20 protein-coding genes, 1 other RNA gene and 1 pseudogene are annotated in these 25758 nt (G+C 55.7%); 11 read left to right on the top strand and 11 right to left on the bottom strand.

The window, feature by feature from the left end; all coding sequences use genetic code 11:
* Positions 1-4: 4 nt before the first annotated feature.
* The 10 genes and pseudogenes from ACOTXC_RS17265 to kbaZ form a co-directional block, all read right to left on the bottom strand.
* Positions 5-1177 (bottom strand): MalY/PatB family protein, encoded by a 1173-nt coding sequence (locus ACOTXC_RS17265; protein WP_023307051.1) that lies wholly within the window; start codon positions 1175-1177, stop codon positions 5-7.
* Positions 1178-1189: 12 nt separating this feature from the next.
* Positions 1190-2761, bottom strand: a pseudogene (gene malX, locus ACOTXC_RS17260) (maltose/glucose-specific PTS transporter subunit IIBC).
* Positions 2762-2877: 116 nt separating this feature from the next.
* Positions 2878-3750, bottom strand: coding sequence for a tagatose-bisphosphate aldolase subunit KbaY (gene kbaY, locus ACOTXC_RS17255; protein ID WP_003861740.1), 873 nt, complete (start codon positions 3748-3750; stop codon positions 2878-2880).
* 12 nt (positions 3751-3762) lie between these two features.
* Positions 3763-4908 carry an SIS domain-containing protein gene (locus tag ACOTXC_RS17250; protein WP_421767860.1) on the bottom strand — a complete coding sequence of 382 codons (1146 nt, stop codon included), beginning with the start codon at positions 4906-4908 and terminating at the stop codon, positions 3763-3765.
* Positions 4909-5154: 246 nt separating this feature from the next.
* Positions 5155-6288: an N-acetylglucosamine-6-phosphate deacetylase gene (gene nagA, locus ACOTXC_RS17245; protein ID WP_058677044.1), complete on the bottom strand. Its 1134-nt coding sequence runs from the start codon at positions 6286-6288 to the stop codon at positions 5155-5157.
* Positions 6285-6719, bottom strand: coding sequence for a PTS galactosamine/N-acetylgalactosamine transporter subunit IIA (agaF, locus tag ACOTXC_RS17240; RefSeq protein ID WP_032626392.1), 435 nt, complete (start codon positions 6717-6719; stop codon positions 6285-6287). The genes nagA and agaF overlap by 4 nt, the downstream gene beginning before the upstream one ends.
* Positions 6720-6735: 16 nt before the next feature.
* A complete protein-coding gene (agaE, locus tag ACOTXC_RS17235) occupies positions 6736-7614 on the bottom strand; it encodes a PTS N-acetylgalactosamine transporter subunit IID (RefSeq protein WP_333027997.1) in 879 nt (292 codons plus the stop codon).
* A complete protein-coding gene (gene agaW, locus ACOTXC_RS17230) occupies positions 7604-8383 on the bottom strand; it encodes a PTS N-acetylgalactosamine transporter subunit IIC (protein ID WP_003861730.1) in 780 nt (259 codons plus the stop codon). Before agaW ends, agaE begins: the two co-directional genes overlap by 11 nt.
* A gap of 10 nt (positions 8384-8393) precedes the next feature.
* Positions 8394-8867 (bottom strand): PTS N-acetylgalactosamine transporter subunit IIB, encoded by a 474-nt coding sequence (gene agaV / locus ACOTXC_RS17225; RefSeq protein WP_003861728.1) that lies wholly within the window; start codon positions 8865-8867, stop codon positions 8394-8396.
* A gap of 19 nt (positions 8868-8886) precedes the next feature.
* Positions 8887-10194, bottom strand: coding sequence for a tagatose-bisphosphate aldolase subunit KbaZ (gene kbaZ / locus ACOTXC_RS17220; RefSeq protein ID WP_171932521.1), 1308 nt, complete (start codon positions 10192-10194; stop codon positions 8887-8889).
* Between the two features lie 239 nt (positions 10195-10433).
* Here kbaZ and ACOTXC_RS17215 point away from each other — a divergent pair, with 239 nt between their 5' ends.
* The gene (locus tag ACOTXC_RS17215; RefSeq protein ID WP_015571958.1) at positions 10434-11237 is read left to right on the top strand and encodes a DeoR family transcriptional regulator; all 804 of its coding nucleotides are present in this window, start codon (positions 10434-10436) and stop codon (positions 11235-11237) included.
* A 107-nt stretch (positions 11238-11344) separates the two neighbouring features.
* On the opposite strand, the gene garD is transcribed toward ACOTXC_RS17215, so the two are convergent.
* Complete coding sequence (garD, locus tag ACOTXC_RS17210; protein ID WP_421767859.1) at positions 11345-12916, bottom strand: galactarate dehydratase; 1572 nt, start codon at positions 12914-12916, stop codon at positions 11345-11347.
* Positions 12917-13282: 366 nt separating this feature from the next.
* On the opposite strand from garD, the gene garL reads away from it, so the two are divergent.
* The 10 genes from garL (at position 13283) to ACOTXC_RS17160 (ending at position 25751) form a co-directional block, all read left to right on the top strand.
* The gene (gene garL, locus ACOTXC_RS17205) at positions 13283-14053 is read left to right on the top strand and encodes a 2-dehydro-3-deoxyglucarate aldolase (protein WP_003862676.1); all 771 of its coding nucleotides are present in this window, start codon (positions 13283-13285) and stop codon (positions 14051-14053) included.
* 21 nt (positions 14054-14074) lie between these two features.
* Positions 14075-14965 (top strand): 2-hydroxy-3-oxopropionate reductase, encoded by an 891-nt coding sequence (garR, locus tag ACOTXC_RS17200; protein WP_022649490.1) that lies wholly within the window; start codon positions 14075-14077, stop codon positions 14963-14965.
* A 56-nt stretch (positions 14966-15021) separates the two neighbouring features.
* Complete coding sequence (garK, locus tag ACOTXC_RS17195) at positions 15022-16167, top strand: glycerate 2-kinase (protein WP_046620847.1); 1146 nt, start codon at positions 15022-15024, stop codon at positions 16165-16167.
* Between the two features lie 32 nt (positions 16168-16199).
* An RNA gene (gene rnpB / locus ACOTXC_RS17190) (RNase P RNA component class A) lies at positions 16200-16576 on the top strand.
* Positions 16577-17248: 672 nt separating this feature from the next.
* The gene (gene tdcA / locus ACOTXC_RS17185; RefSeq protein ID WP_252066304.1) at positions 17249-18169 is read left to right on the top strand and encodes a transcriptional regulator TdcA; all 921 of its coding nucleotides are present in this window, start codon (positions 17249-17251) and stop codon (positions 18167-18169) included.
* Positions 18170-18265: 96 nt separating this feature from the next.
* Positions 18266-19255 (top strand): bifunctional threonine ammonia-lyase/L-serine ammonia-lyase TdcB, encoded by a 990-nt coding sequence (gene tdcB / locus ACOTXC_RS17180; protein WP_023298701.1) that lies wholly within the window; start codon positions 18266-18268, stop codon positions 19253-19255.
* A 9-nt stretch (positions 19256-19264) separates the two neighbouring features.
* Positions 19265-20596 carry a threonine/serine transporter TdcC gene (tdcC, locus tag ACOTXC_RS17175; protein ID WP_022649486.1) on the top strand — a complete coding sequence of 444 codons (1332 nt, stop codon included), beginning with the start codon at positions 19265-19267 and terminating at the stop codon, positions 20594-20596.
* A gap of 30 nt (positions 20597-20626) precedes the next feature.
* The gene (gene tdcD, locus ACOTXC_RS17170; protein WP_421767858.1) at positions 20627-21835 is read left to right on the top strand and encodes a propionate kinase; all 1209 of its coding nucleotides are present in this window, start codon (positions 20627-20629) and stop codon (positions 21833-21835) included.
* Between the two features lie 15 nt (positions 21836-21850).
* Positions 21851-24145, top strand: a complete 2295-nt coding sequence (gene pflB, locus ACOTXC_RS17165) for a formate C-acetyltransferase (RefSeq protein ID WP_421767857.1) — start codon at positions 21851-21853, stop codon at positions 24143-24145.
* Between the two features lie 274 nt (positions 24146-24419).
* The gene (locus ACOTXC_RS17160; protein ID WP_022649483.1) at positions 24420-25751 is read left to right on the top strand and encodes an amino acid permease; all 1332 of its coding nucleotides are present in this window, start codon (positions 24420-24422) and stop codon (positions 25749-25751) included.
* Positions 25752-25758 lie beyond the last annotated feature (7 nt).

The raw sequence follows: 25758 nt of genomic DNA, 5'->3' as shown, positions 1-25758 counted from the left end.
CTTATCAGTAATGCTTCAGCATTCGGTTGATGGACTGTTCCAGCCAGTAGCGCTGGGTGCCGAAGTTAATACGCAGGTAGTTTTCGCCGTTTTGTACGTAGTGGCTGCCATCTTCGATGACCACGCCAGCCTGTTTGGCGAAATGTTGGGTTAGCGCCGTCGCACTGCGATCGTCCGCACTGACGTCTATCCAGGCGAGATACGACGACTCCGGGTTCATCATCTTCCATGCAGGGAAGTGGGTCTGGATGGCATCCGCAAGGTAGCGGGCATTGCCGCGCAGATAACCATTCAGCGCGTCGAGCCATGGCAGACCTTGCTGATAGGCCAGAATAATCCCCCACACGCCGAAGATATTGGGCGAGGTAATGGAGTTCTTCTCCAACTGCTGGCGGAAACGCTGGCGCAGCGAATCGTCTGGAATCATTGAGTAGGATGTTTTTAGCCCGCCAAGGTTGAAGGCTTTATTGGGGGAGGTCAGCACAATCAGGTTGTCCTGGGCGGCACAGCCCGAAGTCAGACAGCTGACGAATGTACCGTCCAGAATGTGCTCGGCGTGAACCTCATCAACCACCAGAATCGTGCCGTAGCGCTTACAGAGATCGGACACCTGGCGTATCTCATCCGCGCGCCAGATGCGGCCCGAGGGGTTATGCGGCGAGCAGAAGAACCACAGTTTTGGACGGTGAGTTTTGAGCTGAACTTCAATCAGATTAAAATCCAGCTGATAGCGGTTTTCCTTCACGCTCAGCGGATTTGCAAGCACCCGCACGCCCTGTCGCTGTGTCGCCATCGCAAACGGGTCATACACCGGGGTGTTCATCATCACGCAGTCGCCGGGATTGCAGAACGCCTGAACCGTATAGTGCAGCGTAGAAACGGTGCCGTAGGTCAGGGTGATCCATGACTTATGCACCTCAACCTGATGACGGGTGCGCTGGAAGGCGATGACCGCATCGTAGAATTCGTCGAAGCACCAGGTGTAACCGAAGGTGCCATGCTCCACGATGCGCTGAAAGCCTTCAATCACGGCGGGTGGCGAGGTGAAATCCATGTCTGCTATCCACAGCGGGATAAATCCCTCCGGGACATCACCGAAACGCGAACACACAAACGCATGATCCCATTTACGGCATTTATCGCTTTTACGCTCAATGATTCTGTCGAAATCAAACACAACGACCCCCTGTTAAATTAAGGCTTCAATGCCGGATTTGACGCTCTGCACCTGTGGGCCGATGATCACCTGAACGCTGTGGGCATCAAGCACCACGACTGACAAGGCGCCAGCGGCCTTCAGCGCCTGCTGGTCGATAAGCCCCATATCTTTCACCACCAGACGTAAGCGGGTAATGCAGTTGTCGAGCGACTCAATATTCTCTTTACCGCCAAGCGCGCGAAGAATAAGCCCATGATCGTATTTTGATTTTCCACGTGCCCGGGTATTGGCTTCCACCGCCTGGAGCGCACCCTGCGCGTCAACCTCACGGCCTGGCGTTTTTATATCGTGCTTGAGGATGTACCAGCGGAAGACGAAGAAGTAGATAGCAAACCAGGCAATACCCACCGGGAACAGCAGATACCATTTGGTCGACATCCCCTGCATGACGCCGAAGATCAGCAGATCCAGAATACCGCCGTCAGTGTTGCCGATGGTGACGCCGAGCAGCGCCATCACCATCAGCGCCAGGCCAGACATAACGATATGAAACGCGTAAAGCACAGGGGCAATAAACAGGAACAGGAACTCAATTGGCTCTGAAATACCCGTGACAACTGAAACCAGCACGCCTGAAAGCAGCAGCCCTTTAATCACCGGACGGTTTTCCGGGCGCGCGGTGCGGTAGATAGCGTAAGCCACGGCAGGCAGGCCGAAGATAAAGGTCGGCATAAACCCTTGCGATAAAAATGCCGTAACGTGCGGGCTAAACGGCAGACCCGCTTTCAGCTCGGCGTAGAAAATGTTCAGCGCACCGGCCACTTCCTGGCCGTTAACCATCTCAATGCCGCCCGCCGGGGTGAAGCGCACCATCGCCAGCAGAATGTGATGCAGGCCAAAAGGTTTGAGTAGCAGCACGCCCACGCCATACAGGAACGGCCCAAAGACGCTGGTGCTCTGGATGATATGACCAATCCCGGCAATGCCCATTGCCACATATTCCCACAGCAGGGGGATGACCAGGCCGACCAGCGACAGGGTGAGGGCGGTAACAATCGGAACAAAACGAATGCCGCTAAAGAAGGCAAATGCGTCGTGCAGCACCGTGTCCTAGAAGCGTTCGTGCAGGAAGTAGGTGATCACCCCTACCACAATGCCACCGAGCACGCCCATCTCCAGCGTTTGAATGCCAAGCACGATGGATTGTCCCACCTGTCTCATGGTGGCGGCATCCGCAAGCTGGTGGGTGGCGGTCAGGTAGTAATTGATGCTCATGTTCATCAGCATGTAGCCAACGAATCCGGCAAAAGCGCCCACCGCTTTATTACGCCTGGCAAGGCCCATTGGGATCGCCATGGCAAACATCAGCGGCAGATAGGTAAAAGCAAAGCCACCGACCATGGCGATAAAACCAAAGGTGAGCTGCGTTAACTCACCGCCCAGAAAGGGAAAACTTTTGATGGTGGAAGGGCTGGTGACAGAACTACCGATACCTAACAACAACCCCATAAAGGCCAATAGCGAAACCGGGAACATAAACGTCTTTCCCAGGCTCTGGAAAAACTCCCACGCTTTCGATTTAAACGACTTTTCCTGTGTCATGTAGGGACTCCTCGGATTTTTAGGATAATGGAAGGCGCTGTCCGGCTTAAGGACGCGCCTTCATATTTGCGAGGCTTATAGTTATTTTTTAGGTACTAACGTTATGCGCGATGGGTTCAGGCTTCAGCCGGAAGCAGCAGCCGGTTCGCCGAGCCGCAAACGGTGATTTTGCTTCTGACCACCTCTTTCATGGCATCCATGCCGACGCGCATGTAGAAGCGCGGATCGTTGCCCTGTGGGTTCTCGGCAAACCAGGCTTTGACTGCGTCAGAGAAGGCGATTTTCAGCTCTGTTGCGACGTTAACTTTGCAGACGCCCAGCTCAATGGTGCGGCGCACATCCTCATCCGGAACATCGCTCGCACCGTGCAGTACCAGCGGCACTGTCACTACCTCGCGGATCTCGGCCAGCCGCTGGAAGTCGATTTTTGGGCGTTTGGTATAGAGGCCGTGCGCGGTTCCGATGGCAACGGCGAGGCTGTCCACGCCTGTCAGTTCGACAAAGCGTTTTGCTTCCTGCGGGTCGGTCAGGAACGCGCTTTCGGCGTCGACGCTCATGTCATCTTCCACTCCACCCAGTCGGCCCAGTTCGGCCTCGACGCTACAGTCGTTGAGGTGACAGAAATCGACGACCGATTTCACCAGCTTGACGTTTTGTTCGAAGGGGTAATGGCTACCGTCGATCATTGCGCTACGTACGCCGGCATGGACTTTGCGGCGAATGTCATCCAGCGATTCGTGGTGATCGAGGTGTAGCGCCAGCGGCATGTCATAAGTAAGGGAATATGCGCTGCACAAGGCGTAGATCTCTTCCAGCGCAATATGTTTAAACGTCCCCGGCGTACCCGCGAGGATCACCGGGGATCGCATTTCGCTACAGACTTCGAGGATCGCCTGGATCGTCTCGGCGTTATGAATGTTAAAGGCCGGAACGGCATAGCCCTTTGCCTGTGCGTCCTGCAAAAGATATTTGGTGGAAATAATACTCATGAGCCTGTCCTCTTAAGCCTGCCACGGATGAATAACGACGCCCTGGACCACACGGTTAACCGTACCGCTGGCGGATGGCGTATCTGGCGTATTGCCAACGTGCAGAGACTGGGTCAGTGCGAAGACCTGGGCGTACATCAGGAAGCAGAACGCCTGCTCCATATCGTTAAATGAACGAGAAGGCGGCAGCAGGATATGCGGGCCAGCTTCAATGACCGGATCCGTTTCGGCTGCAATGGCTACTACCCGCATAGCCTGACGATCGCGACGCAGCTCGGCGAGCAGATCCAGATCGTACTGACGCGTGTACGGATGGCTGGAGACAAACACGACGACCAGCGTTTCGTTGTCCACCAGCGACTTAGGCCCGTGACGGAAACCCGTTGGCGAATCGTAGAATGCCGCCAGCTTGCCGGCGGTCAGCTCCAGCACTTTCAGCGCAGACTCCCGTGCGGCGCCCTGTAATCCACCGCTGCCCAGATAAACAATGCGTTTCCACGGTTCGTTACCAAAGACGCCGGGGCTGAAATCGCCAAGCGATGTGAGGATCGCCTGACAGCGATCGGACACGTTCCGGAACGTTTTGCTGTTGATCGTTTCCGGTGCGAATACCGCCAGGCAGCTCGCCATCATGGTGGTGATGCTGCTTGTCATCGCAAACCCGCGATCGTGCGTTTCGGCTGGCATGAGCAGAGCGCAGGCGTTATCACTGTCGACGGCATTCTGGTACAGGCTGCCCGCTTCATTACAGGTGATCGACAGGTGGCAGCACTCCGGTACAAACTGATTCGCCAGCTCAACGGCAGCGACGCTCTCCGGGCTATTGCCAGAACGGGCGAAAGAGACCAGCAGCAGCGGGTGCGCAGGGCTGAAGTAATCCATAGGGTTGGTGACCAGATCGGTCGTAGGTATCGCGGTGATGTTTTTTCCTGTGTGGCTGGCAAGCCATGGCGCAATGATGTCGCCGATAAAAGCGGACGTGCCCGCGCCAGTCAGAACGATCCGCAGATCGGGCTTGCGCAACAGTGGCGTCAGAAAACTGTCGATCGACGCGCGCAGATTATCAATATTGTTGAGCGAGCGAAGCCAGCTGGCTGGCTGCTGGCGGATCTCTTTTTCGGTCCAGGTGCCGGTGGCGGCGGTAGTGGTTTGTGGCATAACTCAGTCCTTAGTCGTGTGAATTCCACATCAGACGCTGGCAAACGTGTCGCTATCTTTCGTTTCGTTTCACTTGTTCACTTTAGCAATTAAATAAAATCTATAGAAAAGAAATCGAAAGTTCAATGGCGTAAAAGAAATAAAACGAAAAGTGTGATCGCGAAAGGAAAGGAGAAAGTCAAGGAAAGGAAAAGAAAGGCCTTACGATCGTCTTCCGTAAGGCCAACAGGGCACACTGTGAAAGGGCTACAGGGAAAGAGCCTGACCCTGGATCCAAATCTGCCGGAGGTGTAAACCCGCATCCAGCGCAATAATATTGGCGCGTTTGCCAGGCGCTAACGATCCCAGCAGGTGATCCATACCGAGCAGACGGGCGGGATGCAGTGAAGCCATATGGATAGCTTGCTCTGGGGCGACCCCCGTATGCTCCACCATATTCCGCACGGCGGCATCCAGCGCGAGCGTGCTGCCCGCAAGCCCGCCTGAGGCCGTGCGGACAACGCCGCCCTGCATCTCGACACTTTCACCACACAACGTATAGCCCCCATCAGGCATACCCGCCGCCTGCATGGCATCGGTAATCAGCACCGTACGATCCTTCGCGCAGCAACAACACAGCCGCATGGCTCCAGGATGAACGTGATGCCCGTCGGCAATAAGCTCCAGCCACGCGCGTGGGTCCGTAAGGCCAGCGCCAACCATGCCGGGCTCCCGGTGGTGTAACCCCGTCATGCCGTTGTAGCAGTGCACCAGCCCGGCTGCGCCTGCATCAAATGCGGCCAGGGTTTGCGCGTATGTAGCGGCGCTGTGGCCCAGCATGACGCGTATCCCTTTTTGCTTGAGGTGATGGATCGCCTTCAGGGCTTCCGCTTTTTCCGGAGCAAGCGCCACTACCCGCAGCGTGTTCTGCGAAACCGCAATCAGATCATCAAGTTCCGCGAGATCCAGTTCGCGAAACAGTTCTTGCGGATGTGCCCCTTTGTTCTGCGGCGTAAAGTACGGGCCTTCCAGATAGCTGCCCAGGACCTGCGCACCGGGGCCACCGACATGACAGCGTCGGGCAATGCGCCGTAACGCGTTATGGATCGCCTCCAGCGGAGCGGTGACGGTGGTAGGCAGAAACGCCCCCACACCTTCACGCGCTTTATGCATGGCTAACCGGTCCAGCACGTCGGGGGCATCATCCATCACATCCACACCCGCGCCGCCGTGGACGTGGATATCAATGTATGCCGGGCAAAGCAGGTCTGCCTCGCGGGTGTTAACCCCTGCCGGAATCGGCTCGATGGCGGTGATGACGCCTCTATCCATGCGCAGCTGATGGTCATCCAGCCAGCCCTGCCCGGTAAGCAGACGACGCGCGCGCAGCAGCTGGCTCATATCCCTTCCTCGGCGGGCGCTTCCTCGCGACAGCGTGCAAGCTCATCCACCAGGCTGGTCAGGCCGCGATGGCCGCACTCCAGCGCCTGCAAACGAAATGCTTCACTGCTTAACCCGTCGCGCTCCAGAACCATCTCCAGCAAAAGCTGGAGATTGGTGCCGGTGATCACTTCGCTGCCGGGGTGTTGCATCGCGAGGGTAGAGGCCACACGAAACGGCGTACCGCCGAGAAGATCGGTGAGAAACACGATATCGTGCTCTGCATCCAAATCATTCACTGCCTGCTCAAGCTGCGCGGTCAGCCGCGCAGTGGTGGAGCTTTCCGGAAAATCGATGGCGATAAACTGCGGCTGTTCGCCGAGGATTTGCTTCATCGCCTGTTCCAGCCCGCTGGCAAAACCGCCATGACCCGTCAAAATAATGCCTAACATCGCAACCTCTTTGCTTTTACAGGAAGTGACAGAATTTACCGACAACGCCCAGCACCACGGTGATACCAATCAGGCGCAGCGGGCTCCAGCCACGGCGTACCAGCCAGAACATGGTCAGGGTGTAGACCAGCGGCAGAAAGGCGGGCATCAGTTTGTCGATCACATCGGTTTGCAGTTTGACGACCGCATCCCCGGCTTTAATCTCGAGTGTGGTATTCAGGCGCACATAGGTTGCCACCAGCGCGCCAATCACCGTCATTCCGACAATGGACGCAGCATGACCAACCTTTTTGGTGTTGGCCTTGATCAGCGGGATCGCGGCGACACCCATTCGGTAGGCATAGTGCGCCAGACCAAAACGCAGGCCGAGATGCACCACGTTAAACAGCACGATAAAGACCACGGCGCCAAGAATGGATCCCTGTAGCGCCAGGCTGGCGCCAATCCCCCCGCAAATGGGCAGCAGGGTCAGCCAGAACATGGCGTCACCAATGCCACCGAGCGGTGCACCGACGGCAATTTTAGTGCTCTGGATGCTGTTCACATCCTGCTTGGAACGCTCCATTGCCAGAATAATGCCGATGACGAAGGTCACCAGGAACGGGTGGGTGTTAAAGAAGCCCATATGGCCTTTCATGGCGCGCGCCAGGTCCCGCTTATTGGTGTGGATCTTTTTCAGCGCGGGCAGTAGCCCATACAGCCAGCCGGAGGCCTGCATTCGCTCGTAGTTGAACGAGGCCTGTAGCAGCATGGAACGCCAGGCGACACGGTTAATATCCTTTTTCGTTAGCTCAGCGCCAATACTCTGGTCGTCGTAGACGTTTTCATTCACGCCGGTCAGCAGCGTCTCTTCACTTTCAGACACGCCCGGCAGGGTGGTTGGATTAGATGCCATCTTCAAATTCCTCTTTCTGGGCCGCAGGCGCCGTCGGTTCAGGCGATTTGCGCAGCAGGTCGATCAGCGCCATCGCCAGCGCAGCCGCGGCAATCGCCAGCACCGGCAGTTTCAGCCAGGCCGCGGCGACAAAGCCGATAATGAAGTAAGGGATGTAGACGTTTTTCATCATGATCTTCAGCAGCACGGCGAAGCCGATAGCTGGCATGATACCGCCCGCGACGCCCAGACCGTCGATCAGACGTTCCGGCAGGACATCAATCGCGGTTTTCGCATGTTCAGCCCCGAAGTAGATGGGCAGAAACGCACACAGGAAGTAGAAGACGCCGAGCGCCAGCAGTGCCAGATAGTTGACCCGTTCAATACCACGGGTGTCTGCGTTAGCCGCCATGCGATCGCAGCGGGACATCACGCCGGACATCACCGAGAAGAGGAAAGTGATCCCCATCTGAACCGCCACGGCAAACGGCACGGCGACCCCAACCGCGACATCCGGTTTCACGCCTGTGGTAATGGCAAATGTGGTGCCAACGATGGTGCCGATAATCACGTTTGGCGGCTGCGCACCCGCCAGCGGCGCGAGACCCATCCAGACCAGTTCTAACGTACCGCCGGTCAGAATTCCGGTGTGCAGATCGCCCAGAATCAGGCCAACCAGTGGCCCGAGCACCACCGGACGGTGCATGTGTGTTAAGCCGTTAAACATATCCAGGCCCGCGATAAAGGCGAGAAGCCCCAGCGCGAAAGCCTGCAACAGACTGATTTCCATTGTGAATCCCTCAGAGCAGTTTAAAGAGATCCAAAGCAGTCTCTGTTGGAACGCCCTGAACGAAGCATTCCACTCCGGCCGCCTTCAGGCCGTTAAACGCGGCGATATCGTTCGCGTCTACAGATACCGTTTTGGCAATTTGCTGTTTGCCACTGGCGTAATGCATATTTCCGACGTTGATACGGGTGATAGGCACGCCGCCCTCGACCAGCGTTAAAAAATCAGCCGGTGTTTTACAGACCAGCAGAATTTTCTGCCGATCTGCGGCGCGATGAATGTTGTCGATCACTTTTTGCAGGGACCAGAAACGCACGGCGATGCCTTCCGCAAGCACCATCTCCATCAGGTTTTGCTGAACCGGATCGTCTGCAACCTCGTCATTTGCCACCAGCACCAGGTTCGCCCCCGCAAACCCCACCCACTGTACGCCCACCTGACCGTGGATCAGGCGTTCATCAATGCGGCATAAGACAATGTTTGGCATAGCGTTTTCCTCTTTTTAATTATGCGTGTTGAGTCGTTACGCCTTCGCAGGCGGCATGGTACTGCTGGAGTATGTCCTGAATGTGGTCGAGAATGAGCTCCCGTGGTGTGGACCTGAGAGCACCCTCGCGAACTTTGCTGTACTGCAACGGCAGATACTGGCTGATCAGCGGCAGCGGGATCGGTTCATCCGCCAGGTTGCGTACCAGTCGCTCAAAAGCCTCGTCAATCTGGCTGTCTGGCCAGTAATAGCGCACGCGGTCGGAATAGCTGTAACCGCGGGCCAGGCGACGGGCATTGCCGTCGCCGTGATAGTGGCTTTGCCAGTATTCCGGGCGATCGAGCATCACGTTTTCCAGGACGTGACGCAGTCCTGAGCAGGCTTTTGCCGGCAAAAGCTCTTCTTCAATTGCAGCCAGGGAGAACAGCGCTTCGCGCAGCGCGAAGGTTAGCGCAGGGCCGACTTTCAGAATGGCGAAGTGATCTTTCACCAACTGGCGCAGCGCCTGCGGCGTCTGGTAATCGGTAGAGTGTGCTTCAAATACGAGCGTGTCGTAGGCTTCAACCATCTTGCTCAGTGCGACGGCTTTATGCGGTTGATAGTCACAAACGCGCGCATGGTCGAACTCAACGCCAGGCTGAACCACCAGGCCAATAATGCGCGGCCAGATGTCGCTTAACCCTTCCTTCTCGAATGCGTGGCGGTGTGCCTCAAGCGTGGCACGTGCCGCCTCTGGTGTGGTGACCTCAAGCTCGGTCAGCGTTTCGTGTGCCCCACCGGGAACCGGAACTTCCGTGCCGATAACGTAGACCAGATCCGCTACGCCAAATTGCTCGAGACAGGTGGTTTCGGCAATTTTAGCCAGCCGAGCGGCACGCCCGGCAACGATTGCATCGGTTAAAGGAACCGGATCGTCTTCGCAGGACATGCTGCAATCGAGGTGAATTTTTTTAAATCCGGCCGCCACGTAGCTTCTGATCAGATCGTCGGCGTTCGCCATCGCCTGCAAAGCTGGCAGGTTTTGCCAGCGGTTTGGACCTAAATGATCGCCGCCAAGGATCAGCTGTGAGGTGGGGAAACCGAGGGATCCCGCCAGATTGCAGACAAACCCATAAAAATCGGCGGGCGTCATACCGGTATAGCCGCCAAATTGATCCACCTGGTTTGAGGTGGCTTCAATCAGCAGAGGCGTCTGTTGTGAATGGGCGTAACGAATTGCAGCTTCAAGTACCAATGGATGTGCGGAACAGACGGCGTAAATCCCGTTTGTATTCCCCCGTTTATGTTGTTCCACCATTTCTGTCAGATGTTTCACTTTCCTCTCCATTTCGGATGGTGTTGGTATTCATCTTTCGTTTTGTTTCATTTGATACTGCATTATGGTGGGGTAAAAATAAAACGAAAGATAATAGTTTTCCGATCTGTTTCACAAAAGAAACATAATGAAAGGTTTCAGCGGCGGTTAAGCTTGCGTCTGCTCACCATACAGGGCTTGCATTCCCTCAAAAGAAAGGCGTTAATAAGCAAAACGAAATGAAACGAAAGTTTATTTACTAAGGAGCTCGTATGAGCAGCACCGATTCATCCGCAGAGAAGCGCATCACCGGCACCAGTGAAAGGCGAGAGCAGATCATTCAGCGGTTGCGGGCGCAGGGAAGCGTGCAGGTTAACGATCTTTCTCTTTTATACGGCGTGTCGACGGTGACGATCCGTAACGATCTGGCCTTTCTGGAAAAGCAGGGGATTGCCGTTCGCGCTTACGGCGGCGCGCTGATTTGTGAAGGTAATGCCCCCGGCGTGGAGCCGTCCGTTGAGGACAAAAGTTCCCTTAATACGGCTGTGAAGCGCAGCATCGCGCAGGCGGCGGCTGAACTGGTGAAGCCGGGTCACCGCATTATTCTGGACTCCGGCACCACGACCTTTGAAATTGCTCGCATGCTGCGCCAGCACACCGATGTTATTGCCATGACCAACGGGATGAACGTGGCAAACGCGCTGCTGGAAGCGGAGGGCGTAGAGCTGCTGATGACCGGCGGGCACTTGCGCCGTCAGTCGCAGTCCTTCTATGGTGACCAGGCGGAGCAGTCCTTACAGAATTACCATTTTGACCTGCTGTTCCTGGGCGTCGATGCCATCGATCTCGATCGGGGGGTGAGTACGCACAACGAGGATGAAGCCCGTCTGAACCGGAAAATGTGCGAGGTGGCGGAGCGTATTATCGTTGTCACTGATTCCAGCAAGTTTAACCGTTCAAGCCTGCATAAAATCATTGATACTCAGCGGATCGACATGATTATCGTTGATGAAGGTATTCCGGCGGAAAGCCTGGAAGGGTTACGCAAAAGCGGGATCGATGTGGTGCTGGTCTAAAGAGGCTTTTCCCCTCACCCTAACCCTCTCCCCATAGGGGAGAGGGGACTGCTCGGTGCGGTTTTTTTACCCTCTCCCCGGTGGGGAGAGGGCAGGGTGAGGGGCAATCACGTCACCGGTGCCGGGTTAAACACCGCCAGCGAGTTATGCAATCCCCATTGATCGGAGAAGGTTTTCTTCCGTCCGCTTGCCACATCCAGAATGAAGTGGAACAGCTTCCAGCCCACCTCTTCAATACTCTCTTCCCCGGTGGCGATGGTGCCCGCGTTGATATCCATTAAGTCATACCAGCGGTTTGCCAGCTCGGTGCGGGTCGCCATTTTGATCACCGGTACCGCCATCAGGCCGTACGGCGTGCCGCGTCCGGTGGTAAAGACCTGTACCGTAATGCCGGATGCTACCTGCTGGGTGCCGCACACGAAATCACTGGCAGGCGTTGCCGCGTAGATCAGACCGCGTTTGGTTGGTCGCTGGCCAGGTGAGAGCACTTCCACAATCGCGCTCTGGCCGGATTTGGCAATCGACCCGAGGGCCTTTTCCACCACGTTTGCCAGGCCGCCTTTCTTGTTACCCGGAGACGGGTTGGCGCTGCGGTCGGTTTTGCCCATGTCGAGATAGTTATCGTACCAGGCCATCTCCTCCAGCAGGCGTTTGCCCACCTCTTCGTTGACGGCGCGCGGCGTGAGCAGGTGGATAGCATCACGCACTTCGGTGACCTCGGAGAACATCACCGTGGCGCCGCAGCGCACGAACAGATCGGAGGCATAACCTACCGCCGGGTTAGCGGTGACGCCGGAAAACGCATCGCTGCCGCCACACTGTGTCCCAACCACCAGTTCAGAGGCCGGGCAGGTTTCACGCTGGCGTTTGTTCAGCTTCTCCAGATGGCGCTCTGCCACCTGTAAAATGTCGTCGACCATCGATCTGAAGCCGACATGGTGTTCATCCTGAAGACGCACAATACTGGCCTCGTCAACCGGAATGGCTTTCACATCCTCAGTACCCTGCAACAGGCGTTCTGGCTGCAATTTTTCACAGCCGAGGCCAATCACCACCACCTCGCCGCCAAAGTTCGGGTTAAGGGCGATATTGTGGATCGTGCGGATCGGCACGACCGCTGCGGGCGCGTTGATCGCCACGCCGCAGCCGTACAGGTGGTTAAGACCCACCACGCCGTCAACGTTGGGGTATTTCGGCAGCAGATCGCGCTCAATAATTTTCACCACGTAATCCACGACACCCGCCACGCAATGCACGCTGGTGGTGATGCCAAGCAGGTTTTTGGTTCCCACGCTGCCATCCGCGTTGCGGTAACCTTCGAAGGTATAACCCTCCAGCGGAGGTAACGGCTCAGGGACGCGGGTAGCCAGCGGCAACGTCTCCAGCGGCGGGGCGGTGGGCAGCTCAACCAGCGACTCCTCAATCCAGCTACCCTGCGGGATAGCGCGCACCGCATAGCCGATGACTTCGCCGTAGCGCACGATTTCGCCCTGCGCCGGGATATCGACCAGTGCGACTTTATGCCCCTGCGGAATGTGCTCAATCAGCTCCAGCCCGTCCGGGAACCGGGTACCCGCTTTTAAGCCATTGTCGTTGACAATAATCGCCACGTTATCGGTATCGTGCACTTTTATATAGAACGCCGTCGGCGACGCCTGTCGAATTTCAATATCGGCCATTGTTCACTCATCTCCAGCAAAATATCTGATACTAAATATAGCCAGATGGTTAATCGTTTCTTATTGAGGAAATAAAGAATGTCAGGAGAGGAAAAGTGAGAATGTGATCGCGATCGCTCCCGAAACACTAATCGTTGATTCTGTGCATCAGCGCCCACTGCATTGGGCATATGCTCAAAATAGCGTGCTAACCCCGTTGGATAATTGAGCATTGAGACAATGTGCTGCCGGGTGGTGACGATTATACTGAATGACGATTTTATAACGCCAAAATTCAGTCAGTAAATAAATATAACGCTGACGCTGAGTCGGAATAAATAAGAAAAGCTACTGGCTAAAACTGCGGAATTAAAAAAGGTATACGTAATGAGTAACGACATCTTCCCGAATAAATTTAAAGCGGCCCTTGCGGCGCATCAGATTCAGATTGGCTGCTGGTCTGCGCTGGCCAACCCCATCAGCACCGAAGTGCTGGGCCTGGCCGGATTCGACTGGCTGGTGCTGGACGGCGAACATGCGCCAAACGATATCAACACGTTTATTCCGCAGCTGATGGCGCTGAAAGGCAGCCACAGCGCGCCGGTGGTGCGTGTACCTACCAACGAGCCGGTGATCATCAAGCGTCTGCTGGATATCGGCTTCTACAACTTCCTGATCCCGTTTGTTGAAACGGAAGAAGAAGCGGTGCTGGCCGTAGCTGCCACCCGCTATCCGCCGGAAGGGATCCGCGGCGTGTCTGTCTCGCACCGCGCCAACATGTTTGGCACCGTGCCGGACTATTTCGCCCAGTCCAACAAGAACATCACCATTCTGGTTCAGATCGAGAGCCAGCAGGGGGTCGATAACGTCGACGCCATTGCCGCGACCGAAGGTGTCGACGGTATTTTCGTCGGCCCGAGCGATCTGGCGGCCGCCTTTGGTCATCTGGGCAACGCCAGCCACCCGGACGTGCAGCGGGCAATCCAGCACATTTTTGCCCGTGCCAAAGCGCACGGTAAACCGTGCGGCATTCTGGCGCCGGTGGAAGCCGATGCCCGCCGCTACCTGGAGTGGGGCGCAACGTTTGTCGCCGTCGGCAGCGACCTCGGCGTATTCCGCGCCGCCACGCAGAAATTAGCGGACGCTTTTAAAAAATAACCATCATTGAGGAAACAGATTATGACGCTGAAAGTGGGTTTTATTGGCCTGGGTATCATGGGCAAACCAATGAGCAAAAACCTCATCAAAGCAGGTTACTCACTGGTGGTTTTAGATCGTAATTCAGACGCGGTGGCAGAAGTGATTGCGGCTGGCGCAGAAACGGCGACAACTGCAAAAGCGATCGCCGAGCAGTGCGATGTCATTATCACCATGCTGCCAAACTCCCCGCACGTGAAAGAGGTGGCGCTGGGTGAGAACGGCATTATCGACGGCGCGAAGCCGGGTCTGGTGGTGATCGACATGAGTTCTATCGCGCCGCTGGCGAGCCGCGAAATCAGCGAGGCGCTGAAAGCGAAAGGCGTGGAGATGCTGGATGCGCCGGTCAGCGGCGGCGAACCGAAAGCCATCGACGGTACTCTGTCGGTAATGGTGGGGGGTGATAAAGCCGTGTTCGACAAATACTACGACCTGATGAAAGCCATGGCTGGCTCCGTGGTGCATACCGGTGAAATTGGCGCAGGCAACGTCACCAAGCTGGCAAACCAGGTGATTGTGGCGTTGAACATCGCGGCCATGTCCGAAGCACTGACGCTGGCCACCAAAGCGGGCGTTAATCCGGATCTGGTCTATCAGGCCATTCGCGGTGGTCTTGCGGGCAGCACCGTGCTGGATGCCAAGGCACCGATGGTGATGGATCGTAACTTCAAGCCGGGCTTCCGCATCGATCTGCACATTAAAGATCTGGCGAATGCGCTGGATACCTCCCACGGCGTGGGCGCGCAGTTGCCGCTGACTGCCGCCGTCATGGAGATGATGCAGGCGCTGCGTGCGGACGGTCTGGGCACCGCCGATCACAGCGCGTTAGCGTGCTATTACGAAAAGCTGGCGAAGGTTGAAATTGCTCGCTAATGACGTCCCGCCCGGTGGCGTTACGCTTACCGGGCCTACGGCTCAGGCATACAACTATGAAAATCGTAATCGCGCCAGACTCTTATAAAGAAAGCCTGTCTGCCACTGAGGTAGCGCAGGCGATAGAAAAAGGATTTCGGGAAATTTTCCCCGACGCTCATTACGTGTCTGTTCCCGTTGCTGACGGCGGAGAAGGTACGGTTGAAGCGATGATCGCCGCGACGCAGGGCACCTGGCAGCAGGCTGTCGTCACCGGCCCGTTAGGGGAAAAGGTGAAGGCCAGCTGGGGGATCTCGGGCGACGGTACCACCGCGTTTATCGAGATGGCCGCCGCCAGCGGCCTGGTACTTGTTCCTCCAGCGCAGCGTAACCCGCTGGTCACGACGTCGCGCGGGACGGGGGAGCTGATCCTCCGCGCGCTGGATAAAGGCGCGCGCAACATCATTATCGGTATCGGCGGGAGCGCAACCAACGATGGGGGCGCGGGTATGATGCAGGCGCTGGGCGCGAGGTTTACGGATGCGAACGGGACGGAGATCGGCTACGGCGGCGGCAGCCTGATGGCGCTGAACCGTATTGATATTTCTGATCTTGATCCGCGTCTTCAGGAGTGCGCAATCCGCGTCGCCTGTGACGTGACGAATCCGCTGGTCGGTGAAAGCGGCGCGTCGCGTATCTTTGGCCCGCAAAAAGGTGCCACGGAGGAGATGATCCTCGAACTCGACGCCAGTCTTAGCCACTACGCCAACGTGATCAAAAAATCGCTGCGCATTGACGTCAACCCGGTTCCGGGGGCAGGAGCGGCGGGCGGCATGGGCGCGGCGCTGATGGCCTTCCTGGGCGCTGAGCTGAAAAGCGGCATTGAGATTGTCACTCAGGCGCTCAATCTTGAAGAACATATTCACGACTGCACGTGGGTGCTGACGGGAGAAGGGCGCATCGACAGCCAGAGCATTAATGGCAAAGTGCCCGTCGGCGTGGCGAGCGTCGCCAAAAAATACCATAAGCCGGTGATAGGGATTGCCGGAAGTCTGACGCAGGATGTGGGTGTGGTGCATCAGTACGGCATCGACGCGGTGTTCAGCGTCCTGACCCGTATCGGTTCACTGGAAGAGGCGTTCCAGGGAGCGTACGACAACATTTACCGCGCCTCGCGCAATATCGCGGCCACATTGCAGGTAGGCATGCGTAGCCAGGGGTGACAGCGGCGCGCAAACCCTCTATACTGCGCGCCGAAGCTGACCAGACAGTCGCCGCTTCGTCGTCGTCCCTTTCGGGGGAGACGGGCGGAGGGGAGGAAAGTCCGGGCTCCACAGGGCAGGGTGCCAGGTAACGCCTGGGGGGGAAACCCACGACCAGTGCAACAGAGAGCAAACCGCCGATGGCCCGCGTAAGCGGGATCAGGTAAGGGTGAAAGGGTGCGGTAAGAGCGCACCGCGCGGCTGGTAACAGTCCGTGGCACGGTAAACTCCACCCGGAGCAAGGCCAAATAGGGGTTCACATGGTACGGCCCGTACTGAACCCGGGTAGGCTGCTTGAGCCAGTGAGCGATTGCTGGCCTAGATGAATGACTGTCCACGACAGAACCCGGCTTATCGGTCAGCTTCAACTTCTTACGAAACCCCGCTTCGGCGGGGTTTTTGTTTTCTGAAGGTTGCAGGCCGGGTCAGCGAAGCGCCAAACGACATCAATTCTCAATTTTGCGACGCTAAGCACATTTCACTGCTTTACCGATTATGCGTTCCTTTCATCTGCTGCGCATGATCGTAATCACAAAATTTAACGCTATAAAATTAGAAAATTTTAGTGTTGAACAGATGTTGTGAATGTTGACTCAGTGATGCTGAATGTTATTCATTTGATAATTTAATATTGAATCTAAAAACATTCTTCTGGTGAATGTGTGATATATCCCACTCTTTAACCGGAAGCTGAGAAAATATTCCTGATAAAGTTGATAAACCACAAAAATGTTTTAAAAGAATAATGATGGTTTATTAACCTTTAATTGCCTGAAAGATAGTCTTTATTAATATTGTTAAGGCAAAAAAATTCATGCTGGTTATTGCCATAAAATAAATTTATTACCGCGGATTTTGTTGATCAATATCAGCGTAATTGCGTATTTTTAGCTATCTAACTGTTTGAATAATAAGATTATAAATCGATTTTAAATGTGGTTGTAAAAAGGGCATCCTGGCAAATTGTGAGTAACAGCACATACCCCCTGAAACAATATTGGGTAGAATCCGCTGCGTCATAGGGAAATAAGCGCAGAATATTATGAATACTATTATTCTACCGAAAACACAGCACCTCGTGGTATTTCAGGAAGTCATCAAAAGTGGCTCTATAGGTTCTGCTGCAAGACAGCTGGGGCTGACGCAACCTGCCGTCAGCAAAATCATCAGCGACATCGAATCTTACTTTGGGGTGGAAGTGATGGTGCGTAAAAACACCGGCGTAAAACTCACTGCCGCCGGTCAGGTGCTGCTGTCCTACGCTGAGTCGATCACCCGCGAAATGAAAAACATGGTGAGCGAGATCAACAGCCTCAGTTTCAGTACCGTCATGGACGTCACCTTCGGCTATCCGTCGCTGATTGGCTTCACCTTCCTGTCCGGGATGATCAAAAAATTCAAGGAAGTGTTCCCGAAGGCGCGCGTCTCAATGTATGAAGCGCAGCTCTCTTCATTCCTGCCCGCCATTCGCGATGGCCGGCTGGATTTCGCCATCGGCACGCTGAGCGACGGGATGTTGCTCCAGGATCTTCACGTTGAGCCACTCTTTGAATCTGAGTTTGTGCTGGTGGCGAGTAAATCACGAACGTGCACCGGCCCGACCAGACTGGCATCGCTCACGCACGAGCAGTGGGTGATGCCGCAAACCGATATGGGCTACTACAATGAACTCCTGACCACCCTGCAAGATAACCACATCAGCATTGAAAACATCGTCCAGACCGATTCCGTCGTCACCATCTATAACCTTGTTCTCAATGCCGATTACCTGACGGTGATCCCCCGTGACATGATTGCGCCATTCGGCTCGGACCAGTTTATTGTCCTGCCGGTGGAAGATGCATTACCTGTGGCGCGTTATGCTGCCGTGTGGTCAAAAAATTACAGTATTAAAAAATCGGCGTCAGTATTAGTTGAACTGGCAAAACAATATTCGTCGATGAATATCGAAAAACGACGATAGAAATAATGATGATTTAAAATACCCGGAGCGACGATTTTTAACGCTCTGATACCCTGACTTTGCCTGAAAACAATGAATTATTATAACGAGGATATTATGCACATTACTTACGATCTCCCGGTGACCATTGACGATATTCAGGACGCCAGAAAAAGACTGGCGGGAAAGATCTATAAAACCGGTATGCCGCGCTCAAATTATCTGAGCGAACGGTGTAAGGGTGAGATATTCCTGAAATTTGAAAATATGCAGCGTACCGGTTCGTTTAAAATACGTGGGGCGTTTAATAAATTAAGCTCGCTGACCGATGCGGAAAAACGCAAGGGCGTGGTTGCCTGTTCCGCAGGGAACCACGCGCAGGGGGTGTCGCTCTCCTGCGCCATGCTCGGCATCGACGGCAAAGTGGTAATGCCTATGGGCGCGCCGAAATCCAAGGTGGCCGCCACGCGCGACTACTCCGCCGAAGTTGTGCTGCATGGCGAGAACTTTAACGACACTATCGCCAAAGTGAGCGAAATCGTCGAGATGGAAGGGCGCATATTTATCCCGCCTTACGACGATCCGAAAGTGATCGCCGGTCAGGGCACCATCGGCCTGGAAATCCTCGAAGATTTATACGACGTGGATAACGTGATTGTTCCCATCGGCGGTGGTGGTTTAATTGCCGGTATTGCGACAGCAATTAAATCCATCAACCCAACTATCAATATTATCGGCGTGCAGTCTGAAAACGTGCACGGAATGGCGGCGTCGTATCAGACCGGTGAAATAACGAACCACCGCATTACCGGCACATTAGCGGACGGCTGCGACGTGTCTCGCCCGGGTAATTTAACCTTCGAAATCGTTCGTGAACTGGTTGACGACATTGTGCTGGTCAGCGAAGACGAGATTCGCAACAGCATGATCGCGCTTATTCAGCGAAATAAAGTGGTTACGGAAGGTGCTGGCGCGCTGGCGTGCGCGGCGTTATTAAGCGGCAAGCTGGACCACTATATTCAGGGCCGTAAAACCGTCTGCATTATTTCCGGTGGCAATATTGATCTCTCCCGTGTTTCCCAAATTACCGGCTTCGTTGACGCATAAAGGTGACCTATGAGCAACACAGAAAGCATTATCGTTGGCCAGACAAAAACGTCCTCCTGGCGTAAATCGGATACCACCTGGACGCTCGGCCTGTTTGGTACCGCCATTGGCGCTGGCGTGCTGTTCTTCCCCATCCGCGCAGGCTTTGGTGGCCTGATCCCTATTCTGCTGATGCTGGTTCTGGCGTTCCCCATTGCCTTTTACTGCCACCGCGCGCTGGCGCGGCTGTGTTTGTCCGGCAGTAACGTCTCCGGCAACATCACCGAAACGGTGGAGGAGCATTTTGGTAAGACCGGCGGGGTGGTGATCACCTTCCTCTACTTCTTTGCTATTTGCCCGCTGCTGTGGATTTACGGCGTCACCATTACCAACACCTTTATGACCTTCTGGGAAAACCAGCTCCAGATGCCTGCCCTGAACCGCGGCGTGGTAGCGCTGTTCCTGCTGCTGCTGATGGCCTTTGTGATCTGGTTCGGTAAAGACCTGATGGTGAAGGTGATGAGCTACCTGGTGTTCCCGTTCATCGCCAGCCTGGTGCTGATTTCTCTCTCGCTGATCCCGTACTGGAACTCAGCGGTGATCGACCAGGTTAACCTGAGCGATATCGCCTTCACCGGTCATGACGGCATTCTTGTCACGGTGTGGCTGGGGATTTCCATTATGGTCTTCTCCTTCAACTTCTCGCCTATCGTCTCCTCGTTTGTGGTCTCCAAGCGCGAAGAGTACGAGCCGGAGTTTGGTAAAGAATTCACCGAGCAGAAATGTTCCAAAATCATCGGTCGCGCCAGCCTGCTGATGGTGGCGGTGGTGATGTTCTTCGCCTTTAGCTGCCTGTTTACGCTCTCTCCGCAGAACATGGCGGACGCCAAAGCGCAGAACATTCCGGTGCTCTCTTACCTGGCGAACCACTTTGCGTCGATGTCAGGCAGTAAATCCACGTTCGCCACGGTGCTGGAGTACGGCGCGTCCATCATCGCGCTGGTCGCTATCTTTAAATCCTTCTTCGGTCACTACCTGGGCACGCTGGAGGGGCTGAACGGCCTGATCGTTAAGTTCGGCTACAAGGGCGACAAGAAGAACGTCTCCGTGGGCAAGCTGAACACCATAAGCATGGTCTTCATCATGGGCTCCACCTGGATTGTGGCCTATGCCAACCCGAACATTCTGGACCTTATTGAAGCCATGGGCGCGCCAATTATCGCCTCTCTGCTGTGCCTGCTGCCGATGTACGCCATCCGCAAAGCACCGGCGCTGGCGAAATACAAAGGCCGGACCGAGAACATCTTCGTAACCGTGGTCGGCCTGCTGACCATTCTGAACATCGTGTACAAACTGTTTTAAACCAAAGCTCAGGAAGAGCGGAGCCATACCATGATTGAGTTTCCGGTAGTACTGGTCATTAACTGCGGATCGTCCTCTGTTAAGTTTTCGGTGCTGGACGCCGCAGGCTGCGATGCTCTGATGACGGGCATTGCGGACGGCGTCAACACTGAAAAAGCCTTTATTTCCGTGAATGGGGGTGAGCCAGTCAGACTGGCTCATCAGGACTACGAAGGGGCGCTGGCCGCCATCGCCCTGGAGCTGGAGAAGCGCGACCTGATGGGCAGCGTGGCTTTGATTGGCCATCGCATTGCCCACGGCGGCGATCTCTTCAGCGAGTCGACCCTGATCACGGAAGAGGTGATGGAGCAGATCCGCCAGGTCTCCCCGCTGGCGCCGCTGCATAACTACGCTAACCTGAGCGGCGTGGAAGCCGCAGAGCGACTCTTCCCCGGGGTGCAGCAGGTGGCGGTATTTGATACCAGCTTCCACCAGACCATGGCGCCGCAGGCGTATCTGTACGGCTTGCCGTACCGCTATTTTGAAGAGCTGGGCGTGCGCCGCTACGGCTTCCACGGCACCTCTCACCGCTACGTGGCGGCGCAGGCGCACGCGCTTCTCGGGCTCTCCGCCGAAGACAGCGGCCTGGTGATTGCCCATCTCGGCAACGGGGCGTCCATCTGCGCGGTGCGTAACGGCGTAAGCGTGGACACGTCCATGGGGATGACGCCGCTTGAAGGACTGGTGATGGGCACGCGCTGTGGCGACGTAGATTTTGGCGCGATGGCGTGGATTGCCCGGCAGACCGGCCAGACGTTCGAGGATCTGGAGCGCGTGGTCAATAAAGAGTCCGGGTTGCTGGGGCTCTCCGGCATCTCCTCCGATTTGCGCGTGCTGGAGAAAGCCTGGCATGACGGCAACGAGCGGGCGCGGCTGGCGATAAAGACCTTTGTCCACCGCATAGCGCGGCATATCGCCGGTCATGCCGCATCCCTGCACCGTCTGGATGGCGTGGTGTTTACCGGCGGGATCGGTGAGAACTCCGTGCTTATCCGCGCACTGGTGGTGGAGCACCTGAAGGTGTTTGGCATCATCCTCGACGAGTCCAAAAATGCCCTGCCGGGCAGCGCGGGTGAGCGCGTGATCTCCACCGAGTCGTCACGCGCGGCCTGCGCGGTGATCCCTACCAATGAAGAAAAAATGATCGCGCTGGACGCCCTCCGTCTTGGGAAGGTCACCCCGGCTGCGGCTTACGCCTGATAAAGCGAGAATCTGATGAAAGTAACAATCGATACGGGCGTCGCGCCTTACAGCGACGCATGGGCCGGGTTTCGCGGTGAAGAATGGAAAAACGCCGTTAACGTGCGCGATTTTATTCAGCATAACTACACCCCTTATGAAGGCGATGAAGCTTTCCTCGCGCAGGCGACGCCAGCAACGACGGCGCTGTGGCAGAAGGTGATGGTCGGCATTCGCCAGGAGAATGCCACCCACGCTCCGGTGGATTTTGACACCAACATCGCCACCACCATTACCGCGCACGGGCCGGGCTATATTGACCAGGAGCTGGAGACGATCGTCGGCCTGCAAACCGACAAGCCGCTCAAGCGGGCCCTGCATCCGTACGGCGGGATCAATATGATCCGCAGCTCGTTCGAAGCCTACGGTCGCGAGATGGATCCGCAGTTTGAATATCTCTTCACCGACCTGCGCAAAACCCACAACCAGGGCGTATTTGACGTTTACTCTCCGGAGATGATGCGCTGCCGAAAATCCGGCGTGCTCACCGGTCTGCCGGACGGCTACGGGCGCGGACGCATCATCGGCGACTACCGTCGCGTGGCGCTATACGGCATCAGCTATCTGGTGCGCGAGCGTGAACTTCAGTTCGCCGATCTCCAGGGGAAACTGGAGCGCGGAGACGATCTGGAGGCCACGATCCGCCTGCGCGAGGAGCTGGCGGAGCACAAACGTGCGTTGCTCCAGATCCAGCAGATGGCGGCGAACTATGGCTTTGATATTTCACGTCCGGCGATGAATGCGCAGGAAGCGGTGCAGTGGGTCTACTTTGCCTACCTTGCCGCAGTGAAATCCCAAAACGGCGGGGCGATGTCGCTGGGGCGCACGGCCTCGTTCCTCGATATCTACATTGAACGCGACATGCAGGCAGGAAGGCTGAACGAGGTGCAGGCCCAGGAGCTGATCGACCACTTCATCATGAAGATCCGCATGGTGCGCTTCCTGCGCACGCCGGAGTTCGACACGCTCTTCTCCGGCGATCCGATCTGGGCCACGGAAGTGATCGGCGGCATGGGGCTGGATGGCCGTACGCTGGTGACCAAAAACAGCTTCCGCTATCTGCATACCCTGCACACCATGGGGCCAGCGCCGGAGCCAAACCTGACGATCCTCTGGTCCGAACAGCTGCCGATCGCTTTCAAGAAATACGCCGCGCAGGTCTCGATCGTCACCTCCTCGCTGCAATACGAGAACGACGATCTGATGCGTACCGACTTCAACAGCGACGACTACGCCATTGCCTGCTGCGTCAGTCCGATGGTGATCGGCAAGCAGATGCAGTTCTTCGGCGCACGCGCCAACCTGGCGAAAACGCTGCTGTACGCAATTAACGGTGGGGTGGATGAGAAGCTGAAGATCCAGGTGGGGCCGAAAACCGAGCCGCTGCTGGATGAGGTACTGGATTACGACACCGTAATGGCGAGCCTCGATCACTTCATGGACTGGCTGGCAGTGCAGTACATCAGTGCGCTGAATCTCATTCACTACATGCATGATAAATACAGCTACGAAGCCTCGCTGATGGCGCTGCACGACCGGGACGTTTACCGCACCATGGCCTGTGGCATTGCCGGGCTGTCGGTGGCGGCGGATTCCCTGTCGGCCATCAAGTACGCCACGGTAAAACCGGTGCGCGACCACACTGGTCTGGCGGTGGATTTCGTCATCGAAGGCGACTATCCACAGTACGGCAACAACGACGATCGCGTGGACAGTATCGCCTGCGATCTGGTTGAGCGCTTTATGAAGAAAATCCAGGCGCTGCCGACGTACCGCAACGCGGTACCGACGCAGTCGATCCCGACCATCACCTCCAACGTGGTTTACGGGCAGAAGACCGGCAACACGCCGGACGGACGTCGCGGCGGCACGCCGTTTGCGCCTGGCGCCAACCCGATGCACGGGCGCGACAGAAAAGGGGCGGTGGCGTCGTTAACCTCGGTCGCCAAGCTGCCGTTCACCTATGCCAAAGACGGGATCTCCTACACCTTCTCCATCGTGCCGCAGGCACTGGGCAAGGACGAGCTGGTGCGCAAAACCAACCTTGTCGGGCTGCTGGACGGGTACTTCCACCACGAAGCGACCATTGAGGGCGGGCAGCACCTGAACGTCAACGTGATGAACCGGGAGATGCTGCTGGATGCCATCGCCCATCCGGAGAACTATCCGAACCTGACGATCCGCGTTTCAGGCTATGCGGTGCGGTTTAACGCTCTGACCCGCGAGCAGCAGCAGGACGTGATTTCGAGGACGTTTACGCAGGCGATCTAACACAGGCCCCATCTTCAGCCTCCTCAGATGAGGAGGCTTTTAATTTTGTGAACACCGTCAATTTTAGAAAACTCACTCTCTTTTCTGCTATCACGAAGTAATATTTTCCTCTTGCATTAGGAAATCCCTATAAAAGTTGTGACTTTTTTCTCCCGCGCTCCGGATATGATCTCCCCATACCAATAACTCACACCTGCACCCTCTGACTCGCAATCGCTGGCGATCGGAACCTTATAAAAACAAATCGTTACCCTACAAAATAAGCGAGTGCCCAATGAATATGGCAACAAACAGCAGTGTGATTGTGAGTGATTCCCCTGCGGCAAGGCGGGCGGGAATGAGCGAAAGCGAATGGCGAGAGGCGATTAAATTCGACAGCACCGATACGGGCTGGGTCATCATGAGTATTGGGATGGCTATCGGCGCGGGCATTGTTTTTCTTCCGGTGCAGGTTGGATTAATGGGGCTATGGGTATTTTTACTCTCGTCGATAATTGGTTATCCGGCCATGTACCTGTTCCAGCGCCTGTTTATTAATACGCTGGCGGAATCACCGGAATGTAAAGACTATCCGAGCGTTATTAGCGGATATTTAGGCAAAAACTGGGGCATCTTATTGGGTGCACTTTATTTCGTGATGCTGGTGATCTGGATGTTTGTCTATTCGACGGCCATTACCAACGACAGCGCATCCTATTTACACACCTTCGGCGTAACCGACGGTTTGCTGTCGGAAAATCCGTTCTACGGCTTATTCCTGATCTGCATTCTGGTCGCCATTTCGTCGCGCGGTGAAAAGCTGCTGTTTAAAGTCTCCAGCCTGATGGTGCTGACCAAATTATTTGTGGTGGCGGCGCTGGGGCTTTCGATGATTGGCCTCTGGCATTTAGCCAACGTCGGCATGCTGCCGCCAATGGGGCTGCTGATTAAAAACGCCATTATTACGCTGCCTTTCACCTTAACCTCCATTCTGTTTATTCAGACATTAAGCCCGATGGTGATTTCCTATCGTTCAAGGGAAAAATCCGTTGAGGTGGCGCGGCATAAAGCGCTGCGGGCAATGAATATCGCCTTTGGCGTGCTGTTTGTGACGGTCTTTTTCTACGCTGTCTCCTTCACCCTGGCGATGGGGCACGACGAGGCGGTAAAAGCCTACGAGCAGAATATTTCCGCCCTGGCAATCGCAGCACAGTTTATCAGCGGTGACGGCGCGGGCTGGGTCAAAATTGTCAGCGTAATCCTCAATATTTTCGCTGTGATGACCGCGTTCTTTGGCGTCTATCTCGGCTTTCGTGAGGCGACGCAGGGCATTGTGATGAACATCCTGCGCCGCAAAATGCCGGCGGAGAAAATCAATGAAAATGCCGTCCAGCGCGGGATTATGCTGTTCGCCATCCTGCTGGCCTGGAGCGCGATTGTGTTAAACGCGCCGGTGCTGAGCTTCACTTCCATCTGTAGCCCTATTTTCGGGATGGTGGGCTGCTTAATTCCGGCGTGGCTGGTCTACAAAGTGCCCGCACTTCATAAATATAAAGGCGTATCGCTGGTGATTATTGTGATTACCGGGCTGCTGCTTTGTGTTTCTCCTTTCCTCGCCTTCTCATGAGGTTAAA

The sequence above is a fragment of the Enterobacter cloacae complex sp. IR5428 genome (assembly GCF_049238585.1).
Classification (GTDB): domain Bacteria; phylum Pseudomonadota; class Gammaproteobacteria; order Enterobacterales; family Enterobacteriaceae; genus Enterobacter; species Enterobacter intestinihominis.
The sequence above is the reverse complement of the archived record's forward strand: the minus strand, read 5'-3'. Positions and strand labels throughout refer to the sequence as shown.